The organism is Pseudomonas sp. NPDC099000 (assembly GCF_044759925.1).
Lineage (GTDB): Bacteria > Pseudomonadota > Gammaproteobacteria > Pseudomonadales > Pseudomonadaceae > Aquipseudomonas.
This window is the reverse complement of the sequence record NZ_JBIWAF010000005.1, coordinates 125,013-140,567: the sequence shown is the minus strand read 5'-3', so window position 1 is coordinate 140,567 and position 15,555 is coordinate 125,013. Positions and strand designations below refer to the sequence as shown.

Here is a 15,555-nt window from a genome sequence, read left to right as displayed (position 1 = left end):
TTCTTCCTGTAAAAGAGGCTGTAAAACATGGCGCTATTGTCGACAGCCAACCCAACATGAGACAAACTCAACCTTTTCGTGTTGATCACAAGTTTTCCTCATGGAGCCCCCGGTGCTTGAAATCCGCCACCTGAAGACCCTGCACGCCTTGCGCGAAGCCGACAGCCTGGTCGATGCCGCCGACCGCCTGCACCTGACCCAGTCGGCCCTGTCCCACCAGTTCAAGGAACTGGAGGAGCGCATGGGCATGCCGCTGTTCGTGCGCAAGACCAAACCGGTGCGTTTCACCAGCGCCGGTTTGCGCCTGCTGCAACTGGCCGACGCGACCCTGCCGCTGCTGCGCGGTGCCGAGCGTGATATCGCGCGTTTGGCGGGCGGTACGGCGGGCCGTTTGCACATGGCGATCGAGTGCCACAGTTGCTTCCAGTGGCTGATGCCGACCATCGACCAGTTCCGCGATGCCTGGCCGGAAGTCGAACTGGACCTGGCCTCGGGCTTCTCCTTCGCCCCGCTGCCGGCGCTGGCCCGTGGTGATCTGGATTTGGTGGTGACCTCCGATCCGCTGGAACTGGCCGGGATCACTTACGTGCCGTTGTTCACGTATGAAGCGATGCTCGCGGTGGCCAACCAGCACCGTTTGGCGAGCAAGGCCTACATCGTTCCGGAAGATCTGCTCACGGAAACGCTGATCACCTACCCGGTGGAACGCGATCGGCTGGACATCTTCACCCGCTTCCTCGAACCGGCCGACATCGAACCGGCCCAGGTCCGCACCTCGGAACTGACGGTGATGATGATGCAATTGGTCGCCAGCGGACGCGGCGTGTGCGGCATGCCCCATTGGGCGCTGCATGAATACAGCTCACGGGGTTACGTGAAGGCCAAGCGGCTGGGCGAGAAGGGATTGTTTGCGACGCTGTATGCGGGGATCCGCGCGGACATGCTGGATGCGCCGTACATGCGCGATTTCCTGCTGACGGCCAAGGACACATCGTTCTCGACACTCGACGGGGTCAGCGCCGTCCGCTAGCCGACACGGTCCCTGTGGCGAGGGGACTTGTCCCCGTTGGGCTGCGAAGCGGCCCTAAAACCTGCGAACAAGGTTTGCCTGAAAGAATGCCGGGGAGCGCTTCGCACTCCAACGGGGGCAAGCCCCCTCGCCACAAAAGCCCATTCACCAGGGCTTATGCGGTGAGTTCACGCCACATGTGGATTTTGTCGAAGTAGTCTTCGCCGACGCGGACCGCCATGGGTTCGAGGCCGTACTGTACAAAGCCGCAACGCTGATACAGGTTGAACGCCGCCTCATTGCCGGCGGTGACGGTCAGCTGGATCAGTCGCAGGCCTTTATGGTTCTGCGCTTCATCCAACGCGGCTTGCACCAGTTGCCGACCCAACCCACGCTGCCGGACCTTGCCGGACACGTACATGCCAAACAGCGTCGCCTTGTGCCGGGCCTTTTCCCGGGATTCGAAGGCCAGGCCGACGATGCCCGCCAACTTGCCGTCCTCGAACGCCCCGAGCACCACATCCAGTTTTCCGGTCAGGCGCGATTCCCACCAACTCAACGGCATCGCGGCGCGTTCGCGCACACTCGAGGTGAAGGCTTGCGGATGCAGGTCGTAGGCTTCGAGCATCAGCGCCCGATAGTCCAGGGCATGGCTGGCATCCAGTCGTTCAATCCACATGATCAAGCCGTCCGACGTTGCTCAATCATCAGCCGCACTGCCAGCGCGGACAGGACAAAGCCCATGAAATAGCGTTGCAGCGCCAGCCAGGTCGGGTTGTTGACGAACCACGACGCGATGCCCGCCGCGAATATCGCGATCAGCAGGTTGACGCAGAAACTGACGCTGATCTGGGTCAGGCCCAGCACGATACTTTGGGTAAACACCGAGCCATGCTCAGGCGTAATGAATTGCGGAAACACCGACAGGTAAAACACTGCGATCTTCGGGTTCAGGGCGCTGGTGAGAAACCCCATGGTGATCAGTTTGCGCGACGAGTCCGGCGGCAACTGCTGCGCTTCAAACGGTGAACGCGCGCCGGGTTTGACCGCCTGCCAGGCCAGCCACACCAGGTACAGCGCGCCGGCCCATTTCAGCACTTCGTAGGCCAACGGCACCGCCAGGAACACCGCGGTCAGGCCGGCCGCGGCGGCGAACAAATGCACGAAAAACCCCGCGACCACGCCAAGCAACGAAGTGACGCCGGCCTTGCGACCCTGGCAGATCGAACGGGAGATCAGGTAAATCATGTTCGGCCCTGGCGTCAGCACCATCAGTAACGCGGCAGCGGCGAATATCAGCAAATCTTGAAGCGGGATCATGAGGGCAATCCTAGTCCGTGAATGATCAGGTGGTCGCGGTCAGCGACGCTCGATAAAACGGCAGGATCAGGTCCCGTGTCAATGGTGCGAGTGTGAGATTGCCGTCGGTGGCCGGATCGATCCAGCGCACTTCTTCGATCTCCGCCGCAGGCGACACGACTGAATCGATGGTCAGCTGAAAGAGCTCGGCCTGGACGACAAACCCCGGCTCGTTGGCGGCCGGTGCCGAGAAGGGCCCGAGGTAGGTGGCATGCGCGGGGTCGATGACCAGGCCAAGCTCTTCTTCCAGTTCACGGGCCAGGGCGTGAACCGGTTGCTCGTGAGCCTCGATCTTGCCGCCGGGTTGCATGAAGGCTTCGGTGCCGCGCTTGCGGACCAACAGCGTGCGACCGTCGGGGCCGATCAGCAGGGCGGCGGCGATGCGGATGATGCGGGAGGAAGCGGCAGATGAAAGCGTCATGGATCAGGATTGGCCTTGGGTTAAAACCGCAAGGATCACATGGGCACGGGTTCTGCGTCATCCCGAAAGATCTCTGCCAAACGCCCAGCCCATTGTAGGAGCGAGCCTGCTCGCGATAGCGGTCTTTCAGTCGACATCAATGGTGAATGTCAGTCCGTCATCGCGAGCAGGCTCGCTCCCACAGGGTTCAGGGCTGGGCCTGGGCAACCGGACCCGCTTCGAGGATTGGGGCATCTACCTCCTCTGGCACTTTCACAAAAACACTGTATTTCGCCCCTTCCATCGCCTCGAACGCGATCAGTTTCTCCACCAGCGGCCCACTCAGCACCTTGCCCGCATTGAGCAGCAGCATGCCGTTATCCGCATTGAGGTTGCGCGCCAGCACCATGCCGGCCGCCAGGTCCCGGGTGGTCAATACCTTGACCGTCGGATCGGCCAGCGACACATCGCTCAGGTAGGCGGCGCAGACCTGAATGAAGTCCTCCACCAGATCAGGATCGTAGAGACGACCGGCGTACTGGCGGATATAGACCAGGGCTTCATCGCTGTTCATCTGCCGTTCAAGGATCAGCCCGCGCTGCAACTCGATGAAATCCACCGCCAGTTTCAGCCACCGCGAACCGAGCGGAATCGCCTCGCCCTTGAGCCGGTCGGGGAATCCCGTGCCATCCCAGCGCTCCTGATGGTGAAGGATCAGGCGCGCGGCATCTTTCATCGGATCGAGGGTCATCAGCAGCGACTCGCTCTGCTTCGGATAACCGCGATAGCGTTCCTTATCGCTGTGGTGCAGCAGGTCAGCAGGCGCGGTCATCATGCTGTCGGTCCAGCTCAGTTTGCCGATGTTGTAGAGCGCCGCGGCCATGGTCAGGTCGCGGGTGCTGCCTTCGTCCAGGCCATGGAGTTTGCAATACACCCGCACCAGTTCGATGATCTGCCGGTTCGTCTGCTTGGCCGGCGGCAAACGCAGGTTGGCCAGCAGCGAAAACACCTCGGTGCCGGTGACATAGCTGTGTTTGAGCTCTTCGTAGGCCAGGTCGAGCATGTCGGCAGTCTGCTGCAGCTCGGCGGTGCGGGACGCGACGTGTTTTTCCAGGGTCGCGTTGAGCAACTTCAATTCTTCGTTGCGGTCCCACGTCTCCTGCACCAGACGCAGGCGTTCGCGCTCGGAATGCTGGTAGGCGAGGGATTGGCGCAACGTCAGCAGCAACTCCTCATCGTGCCAGGGTTTGCTGATGTAACGGTCAATCTGCCCCTCGTTGATCGCTTTGACGATCATCGTCAGGTCGGCGTAACCGGTGAGCAGAATGCGCAGCGTGCCGGGATGGCGCTGGTGGATGTGCGCCAGCAGCGTGGCGCCGTCCATATTGGGCATGCGCGCATCGCTCATCACCAGGTCGACGGGCTGTTTCGACATGATTTCCAGGGCCTGGGCACCGCTGGTCGCTAGCAGCACTTCAAAGGGCTGGCCGCGCAAGAGCCGGCGCAGACTGTTGAGGATCGATTCCTCATCGTCGACCAGCAGAACCGTGGGTTTATAGGTGACAGTCGTGGGGAGTTGCTCTTCCATGGCATTACCTCAAGCGAAACGGGCATTGTTGCGTCAGTCATCAGCCAAAACATTCCGTTTCCGGCCCTGCCTGAGCTACAGGCTAGATGATTTTAAGCCAGGCCCCTGGAAATGATTCGTTTCGGTCGACCGGGCGAAGTGCTGCACGGGCGACTATGCTCAGTCTACTCGGATCCATTATCTGCACCGTTGCCACGTGATCAGGGAAAGGATGCCCCTATGAGCACACCGCACCACACTGCCACCGCTCCCGGCGTATGCCTATGAATACGCTGCTGGCGCGAACCAACCGTCGGATTCTTATCGTCGACGACACCACTTCGATTCATGCGGACTTCAGCAAGATCCTCAGCCCGCCATCGATCGATGACGACGAACTGACCAGCGCCGAAAACGCCCTGTTCGGTACTCAATCGACGGTAACACTGCAAAGTTTCATGCTCGATTCGGCATTTCAGGGTTTCGAAGCGCTGGACAAGGTCGAGCAAGCGTTGGCCAACGACCTGCCCTACGCGATGGCCTTCATCGACATGCGCATGCCGCCGGGCTGGGACGGTCTGGAAACCATCGAACGGCTGTGGCAGGTCGATCCCAAGCTGCAAGTGGCGCTGTGCACCGCCTATTCCGACTATTCCTGGGAAGACATCGATGAACGCCTGGAGCTGGGCGATCGCCTGCTGATTCTCAAAAAACCCTTCGATGCCATCGAAATCCGGCAGATGGCCAGCGCCCTGACCGCCAAATGGCAGATGACAGAAGACGCCGAGCTGAAAATGTCGCTGCTGGAACAGGCCGTCGAAGAACGTACCCGGGAGCTGTCCGACGCCAACATCATCGTGCAGAACAGCCCGACCATTCTCTATCGCCTGCGGGGCGAACCGTCGTTCCCGCTGATGTACATCTCCCACAACATCACCAAGTACGGTCACGTCGCAGCGAACCTGGTGGCCTCGGCCAACTGGGCTCAGGAGTTGATTCATCCCGACGACCAATCGAAAGTCGACACGGCCATGGCCCGGGTGCTGGATCGCCATGCGGCGGGCGCGTCCATCGAGTTCCGGATGCGCACCGGCGATGGTGCCTGGCGCTGGGTCGAAAACCGTTATATCCCAGTGCGTGACGACGAAGGACGTCTGCTGGAAGTCGAAGGCATCATCATCGACGTCACTGAACGCAAGGTCGCCGAGGAGAAAATCGCCCTGCTGGCCCGCACCGACGGGCTGACGGCGCTGGCCAACCGTGCCACCTTGATCGAGCGTCTGCACCAGGCGTTCGCCGCCGCGCGTCGAGGCGCAACGCCGTTCGCGATGTTCTACCTGGACCTCGATCACTTCAAACGGATCAACGATACCCTCGGCCACCCGGTAGGAGATCTGTTGCTGCAGGAAGTGGCCCGGCGCATCAAAGCCTGTGTGCGCGAAAACGATGTGGTCGCCCGCCTCGGCGGCGACGAGTTCGCCATCCTGCAACTGGACGTCAGCGACCCGACCCAGTCCGCGTCCCTGGCGGCCAAGGTCCGCGATGCGCTGGTGCTGCCCTACTCGCTGGCCGGCAATGACGTGCGCGTATCGGTCAGCATCGGCATCAGCAGCTATTCGCCGCTCATCACCAGCGCCGACAGCCTGCTGAACCAGTCCGACATGGCGCTCTATCGCTCCAAGGAAAAGGGCCGCAACCAGTATCACTTTCACTCCGAGGAGATCAATCAGGAGGTGGTCGAGCGCATGACCATCGCCAACGATCTGAAAACCGCCATTGAACATGGAGAACTCGAACTCAATTACTGGCCCGAAGTTGACCTGAGCACCGGCAAGATCCTCGGCATGGAAGCCCAGGTCAGCTGGAACCACCCCGAGCGCGGCTTGCTGGAAGCGCCGGCGTTCCTGCCGGCTGCGGAAAAAACCGGCGCCATCATCGCCCTCGGTCACTGGGTGCTGGATCGAGCCTGCCAGCAAATGCGCCAGTGGCGCGACGATGGCATGGCGCCGCCGGTGATTGCCATCAAGCTGTCCCTGGCCCAGCTCAAAAGCGGGCCCGAGCTGATCTATGACGTACTGCGTACCACCGCGCGCTGGGAACTGTGCGCCTGGGACCTGCGCTTCGATGTGACCGAAGCAACCCTGGCCCAGACCAAATGGACCCACAACGACGTGCTGCCGCGCCTGCGGGAGTTGGGGGTGAAAATCGCCATCGACGACTTCGGCACCGAGTACTCCTCGTTCGACTACCTCAAGACCTACCAGGTCAATCACCTGAAACTTGCCCAGGCCTTCATCGACACCGCTGCCCGCGACCCGGCGAGCGCCAACACGTTGCGCGCAATCATCAACTTCGCTCGCGAGGTAGGGATCGGAATCATCGCCGAAGGTGTCGAAACCCAGGAGCAACGTAGTTCGCTGATGGCCACAGGCTCGCCAATGAACGCTCAGGGTTACTTTTTCAGTAAAGCGGTCAGCAGCCAACAAGCCGCCCAGTTGCTCAAAGCCGGCAGCATCGTGCCCGCAAGCGACGGACCGATCCTGGACAATCCGCACGCCACGGAGGACAAGGGATGAAAACTTCGTCCGTCCAGACCAACCGGCGCATTCTGATCATCGATGACACGCCGTCGATCCATCAGGACTTTCGCAAGATCCTTGGCCCCGATACCGAAGGAGAACAGAGCCTGGCCGGTACTGAAGAGGCGCTGTTCGGCACGCAACAGCCGGCTCGGCTCTCCTTCCAGCTCGATTCTGCCTATCAGGGCCAGGAAGCCCTCGAAATGGTCAAGCGTGCCCAGGCCGAAGGTCGCCCCTACGCCATGGCGTTCACCGACATGCGCATGCCGCCGGGTTGGGACGGGCTGGAAACCATCGAACGACTCTGGAAGGTCGACCCGCACCTGCAAATCGCCCTGTGCACAGCCTTTTCGGACTACAGCTGGGAAGACATGGCTGAACGGCTGGAGTTCGGCGACCAGTTGCTGGTGTTGAAAAAGCCCTTCGACAGTCTGGAAATCCGTCAGATGGCCAGCGCCCTGACCTGGAAATGGCAGATGACCCAGGACGCGGAGACGAAAGTGCAAAGCCTGGAGCAAACCATCGAGGCGCGGGTCCACGAACTGCTCAAGGTGTCCCACCTGTTGCAATACGACATCTTGACCGAGCTGCCCAACAGCACGCTGCTCGGTGATCGACTGAACCAGTCCCTGGCGTTGTCCCGCCGCCATGACAAACAACTGGCCGTGATGTTTCTGGGCCTTGATCGCTTCAAGCGCATCAACAATGCCCTGGGCCATCCGGCCGGTGACGAGATGCTCAAACGAGTCGGGCGTAACCTGGTGTCCACAGTGCGCGAGTCCGATTCGGTGTTTCGCTACGGCTCTGACGAATTCGTGGTGATCCTCGCCGATATCCGCCATCCCCAGCAGACCAAAGGCATCGCCGAAAAACTCTTGAACGCCATCCGCATGCCCCAGCACATCGCCGGCCATGACCTGAGCGTGACCGCCAGCCTGGGCATCAGCATCTACCCCGATGACGGCTTCGATGCCATCGCACTGATCAAGAAAGCCGAAACTGCGATGCGTAACGTCAAGGAAAGCGGCCCCAACGACTTCAGCTTTTTCATTGACGAGATGAACCAGCGCGCCCGGGACCAGCAGAGCATCGAATCGGGTATTCGCCTGGCACTGGAGCGGGACGAATTTGTCCTGCATTACCAGCCCAAACTGGACCTGGGCAGTGGCCAGGTAGTCGGTGCCGAGGCGCTGATTCGCTGGAAAAAGCCGGGGCACGGCCTGGTCTATCCCACGGATTTCATCAGTGTGGCCGAAGACAGTGGCTTGATCGTGCCGTTGAGCAAATGGGTTTTGGGCCAGGCCTGTCGACAAGCCTGCGCCTGGCAGGCATCGGGGCTGCCGAAGCTGTGCATGTCGGTGAACGTATCGGCCATCGATTTCCGCCAGCGTGACTTTGTCGATGGCATCGAACAGATCCTTAAACAAACCGGTCTGGCCCCGTCATTGCTGGAGCTTGAAATCACCGAAGGCGTACTGATGCAGAACGTCGATGCCACCGTCACCGCCCTGAACCGGATCAAGGCCCTGGGGGTGCGGCTGGCCATCGACGACTTCGGTACCGGTTATTCCAGCCTGAGCTACCTGCGACGGTTTCCCATCGACGTGCTGAAAATCGACCAGTCATTTATTCGTGGGCTGAGCCGAGACAGCAATGACGCAGCCCTGGTCAGCGCCATTATCAGCTTGGGCAAGAGCCTCAAGCTGACCATCATCGCCGAAGGGGTGGAAACCCTCGAGCAGCTGGATTTCCTCAAGGCCCATCAGTGCGAAGAAGGCCAGGGCTACTACTTCAGCAAAGCCGTGCCACCGGACGCCTTTGTGCAGTACCTGATGTCGGTGAAATCCCCTCCCTCTGCCGCCACATGACCGATCAGCAGCGACACACGGGCTACCAGCCAAGGAATTATCAGATGTCGCCATTTCTCCACCGCTTGCTCCTGATGCCTCTGCTGGGGCTTTGTCTGACGGCCAGCGGCGCGCCACTAAACGAACCGCTCAAACCGCTACCGGCCGTGCCAAAGCAAAACCCTCTGCGGGTCGAACTCGGTCGCCAGTTGTTCAATGAACCACGCTTGTCGGTCAACGGCAGCCTGTCCTGTGCCAGTTGCCATCGCCTGGAAAGCGGTGGCGCCGATAACAAGGCGTTTTCCATCGGTTTCAACGGCGAGCCAGTGGTGGTCAACACCCCGAGCGTGTTCAACGCCAGCCTGAATTTCCGGCAGTTCTGGAATGGCCGCGTCGCCACCCTGGAAACCCAGATCCACGCCGTGGTGCAAAGCCCCAGTGAAATGGGCAGCAACTGGGAACACGTGGTGCAAACGCTGTCTGCCGACGCGGCTTATCAAACCGCGTTCGGCAATGCCTACCCGGATGGCGTGACCATGATCAATGTGCAAAACGCCCTGGCCACCTACGAGCGCACGCTGATCAGCGCCAACTCGCGTTTCGACCAATACCTGCTGGGCGATACCGACATCCTCACCCGCGAAGAGAAATACGGTTACCAACGCTTCAAGGAATACGGCTGCATCGCCTGCCATCAGGGGGTCAACATCGGCGGCAACATGTTCCAGAAATTCGGAGTGATAGGCGATTACTTCAAGACCCGGGGCAACCCGACCGAAACCGACCTGGGCCGCTACCTGGTCACCAAGGACGAAGAGGACCGCAACGTGTTCAAGGTCCCGAGCCTGCGCAACGTCGCCGTGACCGCGCCGTACTTTCACGACGGTTCGGCCAAAACCCTCGAAGAGGCCGTGGACGTGATGTTCAAGTTTCAGCTGGGGCGCATCCCCTCCACCGAGGACAAGGTGCTGATTATCAAATTCCTCAAGACCCTGACCGGTGAATGGGACGGCAAACCGTTATGAAAATGTCCCGCCGACGCAGCTTGGCACTTCTCGGTGTCGTGGCCCTGTTACTGGCCTCGACGCTGCTGTTTTTGTACCTCAAATCCAGCTCGAACCAGACATCGACGTACACGGAGTCCCGGGATCTGATTTCCCGAATGAAACAGCTGAATGCGCAGTGGGAAACGGAAATCCTCAAGGCCAGGATTGCCATCAACCACAACTACGATCCGCTGGTCACACCACTGATCGAGATGACGCAGCTGTGGGAACGGTTCGACACGATGGAGTCGAATCATGGCCGCAACGCCTCGCCTGTCTGGCTGACCAGCCATGATGCGTACCTGAGCGCCTTCGAGGAAAAGATCCGGCTGGTGGAGCAGTTCAAATCTCACAATGCCGTGCTGCGCAACTCACTGGCGTTTCTACCGACCGCCGAAGACGACATTCAGGAACCCCTCGCCCAGTTGCAGGACGTAGACAAACTGCAACTGCAATACATCGCCAACGACACCTATGACCTGGTACTCAGCACCATGGAGTTCGCCATGGTCATCTCTGACGCCAAGGCCGCTGAAATCCTGGTGGGGTTGAGCAAACTGAAAGTGAACAAACTGCGACTGCCGGAGGAATTCCACAGTCCGCTGGATGTTCTCAATAACCACATCGAGCTGATTCTGCGTGAACAACCGGTGGTCAACCGCTTGCTGGAAAACATCGAGGCCACTCCCGTGGCCGGCCGGCTGGACGGCATCACCGATCTGCTGAACAACGATCAGCAGCGCACCGATGCGGTCAATCAGCGTTATCACTTTTACATGCTGGTGTTTTCCGTGCTGCTGGTGATGTTGCTGGTGTACCTGGCGATTCACCTGATGCGCAGTTTCACGGTGATCAGTCGCGTCAACAAAGCCCTGAAAACCGCCAATGACGATCTCGAAAAACGGGTCGAAGAACGCACCCGCGAACTCAAGGATACCCAGAGCGAACTGCTGGACACCGCGCGCCAGGCCGGCATGGCGGAAATCGCCACCAATGTGCTGCACAACGTCGGCAACGTGCTCAACAGCGTGAACATCTCCGCCGACCTGGTCAGCCGCAAACTGCGTAGCAGCAAGGCCCAGGGGCTGGGCAAGGCGATGCAACTGATTAACGAACACCAGGGCGACCTGGGTGCCTTTCTGACCCAGGACGACAAAGGCAAGTTGCTGCCCGGCTACCTCAATCAACTGGTCGACGCCATAGCGCTCGAACAACAGAGCATGACCGACGAACTCGCCCAACTGACCAAAAGCGTCGACCACATCAAGGACATCGTCGCCACCCAGCAGTCTTACGCCGGCGCCAACAGCCTGATGGAACCGCTGCACATCAGCGAACTGCTGGAAGACGCCCTGCGCATGAACTCCGGCGCCCTGACCCGGCATCACGTCACGGTGGTCAAGGAGTACAACGAGGTGCCGCAGGTCATGGGCGACAAGCACCGGTTGTTGCTGATCCTGATCAACCTCATCAGCAATGCCAAATACGCCATGTCCGGCCTCAGCAATCGTCCGCGACAAATGACCCTGGGGGTGAAAATCGTCGAAGACGCCACCCTGCAAATCAGCGTCAAGGATGATGGTGAGGGCATCCCGCCGGAGAACATGACGCGCATCTTTGCCCACGGCTTTACCACCCGCAAGGAAGGCCACGGCTTCGGTCTGCACAGCTGCGCGCTGGCGGCGATCGAGATGAACGGCCATCTCAGCGCCCACAGCGACGGGCCTGGCAAGGGCGCGCAGTTCACCCTGCAGATCCCGCTCAAAACCGTCCCGGAGGAAGCATGAGTGAGCTTTCGAACCGGCGCATTCTGCTGATCGACGACACGCCATCGATTCATGACGACTTTCGCAAGATCCTCACACCGGTTTCGGGGCAGCACGTCGAACTGGACGAGATGGAAGCCACGCTGTTTGGCAGTGAAATCAAAGCCACCACTGCCCTGTTCGAACTGGACTCGGCCTATGGCGGTCAGGAAGGCCTGGGCAAACTCACTCAGGCCCTGCAGGAAAACCGTCCCTACGCCCTCGCGTTCGTCGACATGCGCATGCCCGAGGGCTGGGACGGCGCGCAGACCATCGAGCATCTGTGGCAGGAAGACCCGCGCCTGCAGGTGGTGGTATGTACCGCGTACTCCGACTATTCCTGGGATGAACTGCTGGACCGTTTGCAGGCCCACGACCGCTTGCTGATCCTGAAAAAACCGTTCGACAACATCGAAGTCCAGCAGATGGCCAACACCCTGCTGACCAAATGGGAGATGACCGAACGCGCCTTTGTGCAGATGAGCCACCTGGAGCATCTGGTGGATCAGCGCACCACCGAGTTCAAACAAGCCAGCGAGGCGTTGCAGCGGGAGATCGACGAGCGCAAACAGCTTGAATCGCAACTGGTGCAATCGGAAAAACTCGCCTCCCTGGGGCAATTGGCCGCCGGGGTCGCCCATGAAATCAACAACCCCATCGGCTTCATTTCCTCCAACCTCGGCAGCCTCGACGGCTACTTCAAGCAACTGCAGGAAATGCTCGACGCCTATCGCGAGGCCGAAGAAGCGATTGCGTCGAGTGAGGTGATCAAGCGGCTTGGGCAGTTACGGGAACGGATCGAACTGGAGTTTCTGCGCGACGACATTCCGTTGCTGATCAAGGAATCCAAGGAAGGCATCAACCGCGTCGGGCAGATCGTCAAGGACCTGAAGGACTTCTCCCGGGTGGACTCCAACCAGGAATGGCAGTGGACCAATCTGCAACAAGGCATCGAATCGACCCTGAACATCGTCGCCAATGAACTCAAGTACAAGGCCGATGTGGTGAAGGAGTATCAGACGCTGCCCGACATCGAGTGCCTGCCGTCGCAAATCAACCAGGTGATCATGAACCTGATCGTCAACGCGTCCCAGGCGATGGGCCCGCAGCACGGCACCATCACCCTGCGCACCGGGTTTGAGGGTGAACGGGTGTGGATTGAGGTGGCTGACACCGGCTCCGGTATTGCGCCGGACAGCCTGCAGAAAATCTTCGACCCGTTCTTCACCACCAAACCGGTGGGCCAGGGGACAGGGCTTGGATTGTCCCTGTCCTATGGCATCGTGAAGAAGCATCGGGGGGATATTTCGGTGCGCAGTGAGGTGGGCGTGGGGACCACGTTCCGAGTCGAGTTGCCCGTGCACCAGACAAAACCAGCCGCCTGAACACCGTAATAAATGTGGGAGTGAGCCTGCTCGCGATAGCGGTGTATCAGTCACCATTGATGTTGACTGATATGGCCCTATCGCGAGCAGGCTCACTCCCACAGGGTTATGCATTGTCCGGGGGTCAGGTGGCCTCCTGGAAATCCATCTCCGGTGGCTGGCGGCGGAAACCACCGGTCAGCACCGCCAGGTACACCACGCCAATCGCCAGCCAGCTCAGGCCCAGGTAGATCGCCAGGTGATCGAGGCTGACCATCAGCCACAAATCTGCCGCCAGGCCAATGAACGGGAATAACAGGAACAGCACGAACTCGCGCAGGCCTTTGTTTTCGCCGCCGATCCAGTAGTGAAAGATCACCGACAGGTTCACCAGACTGAACGCCAGGAACGCGCCGAAGTTGATGAACGAGGTCGAGGTGGTGACGTCCAGTTTCAGCGCCAGCAACGCCACCACGGCGCACAACAGGATGCTGTTGACCGGTGTACCAAAGCGCTCATGCAAGCTGCCGAAAAACGATTTGGGCAGCACACCGTCGCGGCCCATGGCGAACAGCAGACGCGAACCACTGGCCTGAGCCGACAGGCCCGAAGCAAACTGCCCGACGATCAGACCGATCAGGAAGATCGTCACGAACAGGTCGCCACCGATGTTGCGGGCAATTTCATAGGCCGCCGAGTCGACGCTGTCGAACTGGAACGAGGGATGCGCGATCTGCACGAAGTACGAGACGCTGACGAAGATCAGCCCGCCGATCAGGGTAATCAGCATGATTGCCCGCGGAATAGTGCGGCGCGGATCGCGGGTTTCTTCAGTCAGGGTGCTGACCGCGTCGAAACCGAGAAACGAGTAACAGGCGATGGCCGCGCCGCTCATGATCAGCGGCATCTGCATGTCGCCGTTGAAGAACGGCTTGATCGACCACAACGGCGTGCTCGCATCCCCCCCGACGTAGTGGATGCACAACGCGACGAAGGCGATCAGCACCAGGAATTGCACGAGCATCAGCAAGGCGTTGATGCCGTTGGCCAGTTTCAGGCCGACGATGTTGATCGCGCTGGTGATGCCGATGAACGCCAGCACCCAGATCCACTGCGGCACTGCCGGGAACGCGGAGTTGAGGTAGGCGGCGCCGATCAGCCAGATCGCCATGGGCAGGAACAGGTAATCGAGCAGCACCGCCCAACCGGCGATGAACCCGAGTTTCGGGCTGATCGCCTTGCGTACGTAGCTGTAAGCCGAGCCTGCGACGGGGAACGCCGAGGCCATTCGCCCGTAACTCATGGCGGTGAAAAACATCGCCACCAGCGCCGCCAGATACGCGGCTGGAACTATGCCGGCGGTGGATTGAGCAAGAATGCCAAACGTGCCGAGCACGATGATCGGCGTCATGTAGGCGATGCCGAACAGCACCACCGAACCCAATGACAGGGTGCGTTGCAAACGAGCCATGAGCGACTACTCCGAATTTATTAGATTTATGGCAGAGCCGAGTTCGGCGCTAAATTTCGGGGATTGCATGATCGTTCCCACGCTCTGCGTGGGAATGCCTCAATGGACGCTCTGCGTCCGCTCTTGGGACGCAGAGCGTCCCTGGCTGCATTCCCACGCAGAGCGTGGGAACGATCGGTCTTCTTCAGTTTTTAGGAATGAGCAGCTCCCGCAATCCACAAGCATGCTCAACTATCTCCCCCGGCAACCGCAGTCGCTGATCATCCAGGTACCGATAGTCCTTGCGTGCCGCCTCCAGCCGGCTGAAATCCAGCTCAACCGCAAACTGCCCTTCATCGCGCCCGGCCTCGAACAACAAGGTGCCCAGCGGATCGACCAGCGCACTGCCACCGGCGAACACCAACCCGTCATCGCTCTCTTTTACCCGGTTGACCATCAGCGCAAACGCCTGGTTTTCCTGGGCACGCGCCATGATCGCGGTGCGGTGAGTCGGGCCGTAAGGGTCCATGTTGCCGTTGGTGACGATCAGCAATTCGGCGCCCAGTTGCGCCAGGGCGCGGGCGGTTTCCGGGAATTCGATGTCGTAGCAAATCAGCAGGCCGACCCGCACGCCGTTCCACTCGCAGGTGGCGTAACGGTCGCCCGCCTCGAACACGCCGCGATCCGACGCCCACAGGTGGGTCTTGCGGTATTTCAGGGCGATGCCTTCCGGGGTTATCAGCAGCGTGGTGTTGTAGAAGCGGCCGTTGTCGTTCTCGGCCATGCCGATCACCACGGCGATGTTGCGTTCACGGGCAGCCGCCACGACGGCGCTGACCGTCGGCCCGTCCAGCGGTTCGGCGGTTTGGGCCACGGTGTCGGCGGTCGGAAAGCCCATCAGGTGGGTTTCCGGGAAGACGATCAGTTGCGTATCCGCGTTGCAGGCCGCGATGGCCGCCAAGGCTCGTTCGAGGTTGTACGCTGTGCCGTTGTCACGGCCCGCCAGCTGGGCGAGTTCGACTTTCATGGGGAGTCCTTGTTATGGGCCGGGCGGCAGAAAGATTGCCCGGTCTGTGTCTGTGCGCCAGTATGCGCAGCAAGCCACCGGCCGGGGAATCACGCCGCTGGG

Annotated in this window: 12 protein-coding genes; 6 read left to right on the top strand and 6 right to left on the bottom strand. The window is 60.3% G+C overall.

Annotated features, from left to right (window positions below; genetic code table 11):
• Positions 1 to 112: 112 nt before the first annotated feature.
• Positions 113 to 1,030, top strand: a complete 918-nt coding sequence (gene metR / locus ACIQV9_RS09040) for a transcriptional regulator MetR (protein WP_008155262.1) — start codon at positions 113 to 115, stop codon at positions 1,028 to 1,030.
• A 154-nt stretch (positions 1,031 to 1,184) separates the two neighbouring features.
• Here metR and ACIQV9_RS09035 read toward each other — a convergent pair whose 3' ends face one another.
• From ACIQV9_RS09035 to ACIQV9_RS09020, 4 genes are all read right to left on the bottom strand, one after another.
• The gene (locus ACIQV9_RS09035) at positions 1,185 to 1,688 is read right to left on the bottom strand and encodes a GNAT family N-acetyltransferase (protein ID WP_403100190.1); all 504 of its coding nucleotides are present in this window, start codon (positions 1,686 to 1,688) and stop codon (positions 1,185 to 1,187) included.
• Positions 1,689 to 1,690: 2 nt separating this feature from the next.
• Positions 1,691 to 2,329, bottom strand: a complete 639-nt coding sequence (locus ACIQV9_RS09030; RefSeq protein WP_403100187.1) for a LysE family translocator — start codon at positions 2,327 to 2,329, stop codon at positions 1,691 to 1,693.
• Between the two features lie 25 nt (positions 2,330 to 2,354).
• Entirely contained in the window at positions 2,355 to 2,789 is a 435-nt protein-coding gene (locus ACIQV9_RS09025; protein ID WP_403100184.1) for an NUDIX domain-containing protein, read from the bottom strand.
• 187 nt (positions 2,790 to 2,976) lie between these two features.
• The gene (locus ACIQV9_RS09020) at positions 2,977 to 4,356 is read right to left on the bottom strand and encodes an HD domain-containing phosphohydrolase (RefSeq protein ID WP_403100182.1); all 1,380 of its coding nucleotides are present in this window, start codon (positions 4,354 to 4,356) and stop codon (positions 2,977 to 2,979) included.
• A gap of 257 nt (positions 4,357 to 4,613) precedes the next feature.
• On the opposite strand from ACIQV9_RS09020, the gene ACIQV9_RS09015 reads away from it, so the two are divergent.
• Genes ACIQV9_RS09015 through ACIQV9_RS08995 form a run of 5 tightly spaced genes read left to right on the top strand, consistent with a single transcriptional unit; the run spans position 4,614 to position 12,997 of the window.
• A complete protein-coding gene (locus ACIQV9_RS09015) occupies positions 4,614 to 6,911 on the top strand; it encodes an EAL domain-containing protein (RefSeq protein WP_403100179.1) in 2,298 nt (765 codons plus the stop codon).
• Positions 6,908 to 8,782 (top strand): putative bifunctional diguanylate cyclase/phosphodiesterase, encoded by a 1,875-nt coding sequence (locus tag ACIQV9_RS09010; RefSeq protein ID WP_403100177.1) that lies wholly within the window; start codon positions 6,908 to 6,910, stop codon positions 8,780 to 8,782. The genes ACIQV9_RS09015 and ACIQV9_RS09010 overlap by 4 nt, the downstream gene beginning before the upstream one ends.
• 44 nt (positions 8,783 to 8,826) lie before the next feature.
• Positions 8,827 to 9,786 carry a cytochrome-c peroxidase gene (locus ACIQV9_RS09005; protein ID WP_403100174.1) on the top strand — a complete coding sequence of 320 codons (960 nt, stop codon included), beginning with the start codon at positions 8,827 to 8,829 and terminating at the stop codon, positions 9,784 to 9,786.
• A complete protein-coding gene (locus tag ACIQV9_RS09000; protein ID WP_403100172.1) occupies positions 9,783 to 11,594 on the top strand; it encodes a DAHL domain-containing protein in 1,812 nt (603 codons plus the stop codon). Before ACIQV9_RS09005 ends, ACIQV9_RS09000 begins: the two co-directional genes overlap by 4 nt.
• Positions 11,591 to 12,997 (top strand): ATP-binding protein, encoded by a 1,407-nt coding sequence (locus ACIQV9_RS08995; protein ID WP_403100170.1) that lies wholly within the window; start codon positions 11,591 to 11,593, stop codon positions 12,995 to 12,997. The genes ACIQV9_RS09000 and ACIQV9_RS08995 overlap by 4 nt, the downstream gene beginning before the upstream one ends.
• Before the next feature lie 124 nt (positions 12,998 to 13,121).
• Here ACIQV9_RS08995 and ACIQV9_RS08990 read toward each other — a convergent pair whose 3' ends face one another.
• Together ACIQV9_RS08990 and ACIQV9_RS08985 are read right to left on the bottom strand one after the other, a co-directional pair.
• On the bottom strand, positions 13,122 to 14,447 hold the full coding sequence (locus tag ACIQV9_RS08990) for an APC family permease (RefSeq protein WP_403100169.1): 1,326 nt from the start codon (positions 14,445 to 14,447) through the stop codon (positions 13,122 to 13,124).
• Positions 14,448 to 14,631: 184 nt separating this feature from the next.
• Entirely contained in the window at positions 14,632 to 15,453 is an 822-nt protein-coding gene (locus ACIQV9_RS08985; protein ID WP_403100166.1) for a carbon-nitrogen hydrolase family protein, read from the bottom strand.
• Positions 15,454 to 15,555 lie beyond the last annotated feature (102 nt).

What these genes read in the sequence shown, in the direction of transcription:
- ACIQV9_RS09030 (WP_403100187.1), bottom strand. Translation starts at nt 2,329, where the DNA reads ATGATCCCGCTTCAAGATTTGCTGATATTCGCCGCTGCCGCGTTACTG.
- ACIQV9_RS09015 (WP_403100179.1), top strand. Translation starts at nt 4,614, where the DNA reads ATGCCTATGAATACGCTGCTGGCGCGAACCAACCGTCGGATTCTTATC.
- ACIQV9_RS08985 (WP_403100166.1), bottom strand. Translation starts at nt 15,453, where the DNA reads ATGAAAGTCGAACTCGCCCAGCTGGCGGGCCGTGACAACGGCACAGCG.
- ACIQV9_RS08995 (WP_403100170.1), top strand. Translation starts at nt 11,591, where the DNA reads ATGAGTGAGCTTTCGAACCGGCGCATTCTGCTGATCGACGACACGCCA.
- ACIQV9_RS09035 (WP_403100190.1), bottom strand. Translation starts at nt 1,688, where the DNA reads ATGTGGATTGAACGACTGGATGCCAGCCATGCCCTGGACTATCGGGCG.
- ACIQV9_RS09000 (WP_403100172.1), top strand. Translation starts at nt 9,783, where the DNA reads ATGAAAATGTCCCGCCGACGCAGCTTGGCACTTCTCGGTGTCGTGGCC.
- ACIQV9_RS09005 (WP_403100174.1), top strand. Translation starts at nt 8,827, where the DNA reads ATGTCGCCATTTCTCCACCGCTTGCTCCTGATGCCTCTGCTGGGGCTT.
- ACIQV9_RS09020 (WP_403100182.1), bottom strand. Translation starts at nt 4,356, where the DNA reads ATGGAAGAGCAACTCCCCACGACTGTCACCTATAAACCCACGGTTCTG.
- ACIQV9_RS09025 (WP_403100184.1), bottom strand. Translation starts at nt 2,789, where the DNA reads ATGACGCTTTCATCTGCCGCTTCCTCCCGCATCATCCGCATCGCCGCC.
- ACIQV9_RS09010 (WP_403100177.1), top strand. Translation starts at nt 6,908, where the DNA reads ATGAAAACTTCGTCCGTCCAGACCAACCGGCGCATTCTGATCATCGAT.
- ACIQV9_RS08990 (WP_403100169.1), bottom strand. Translation starts at nt 14,447, where the DNA reads ATGGCTCGTTTGCAACGCACCCTGTCATTGGGTTCGGTGGTGCTGTTC.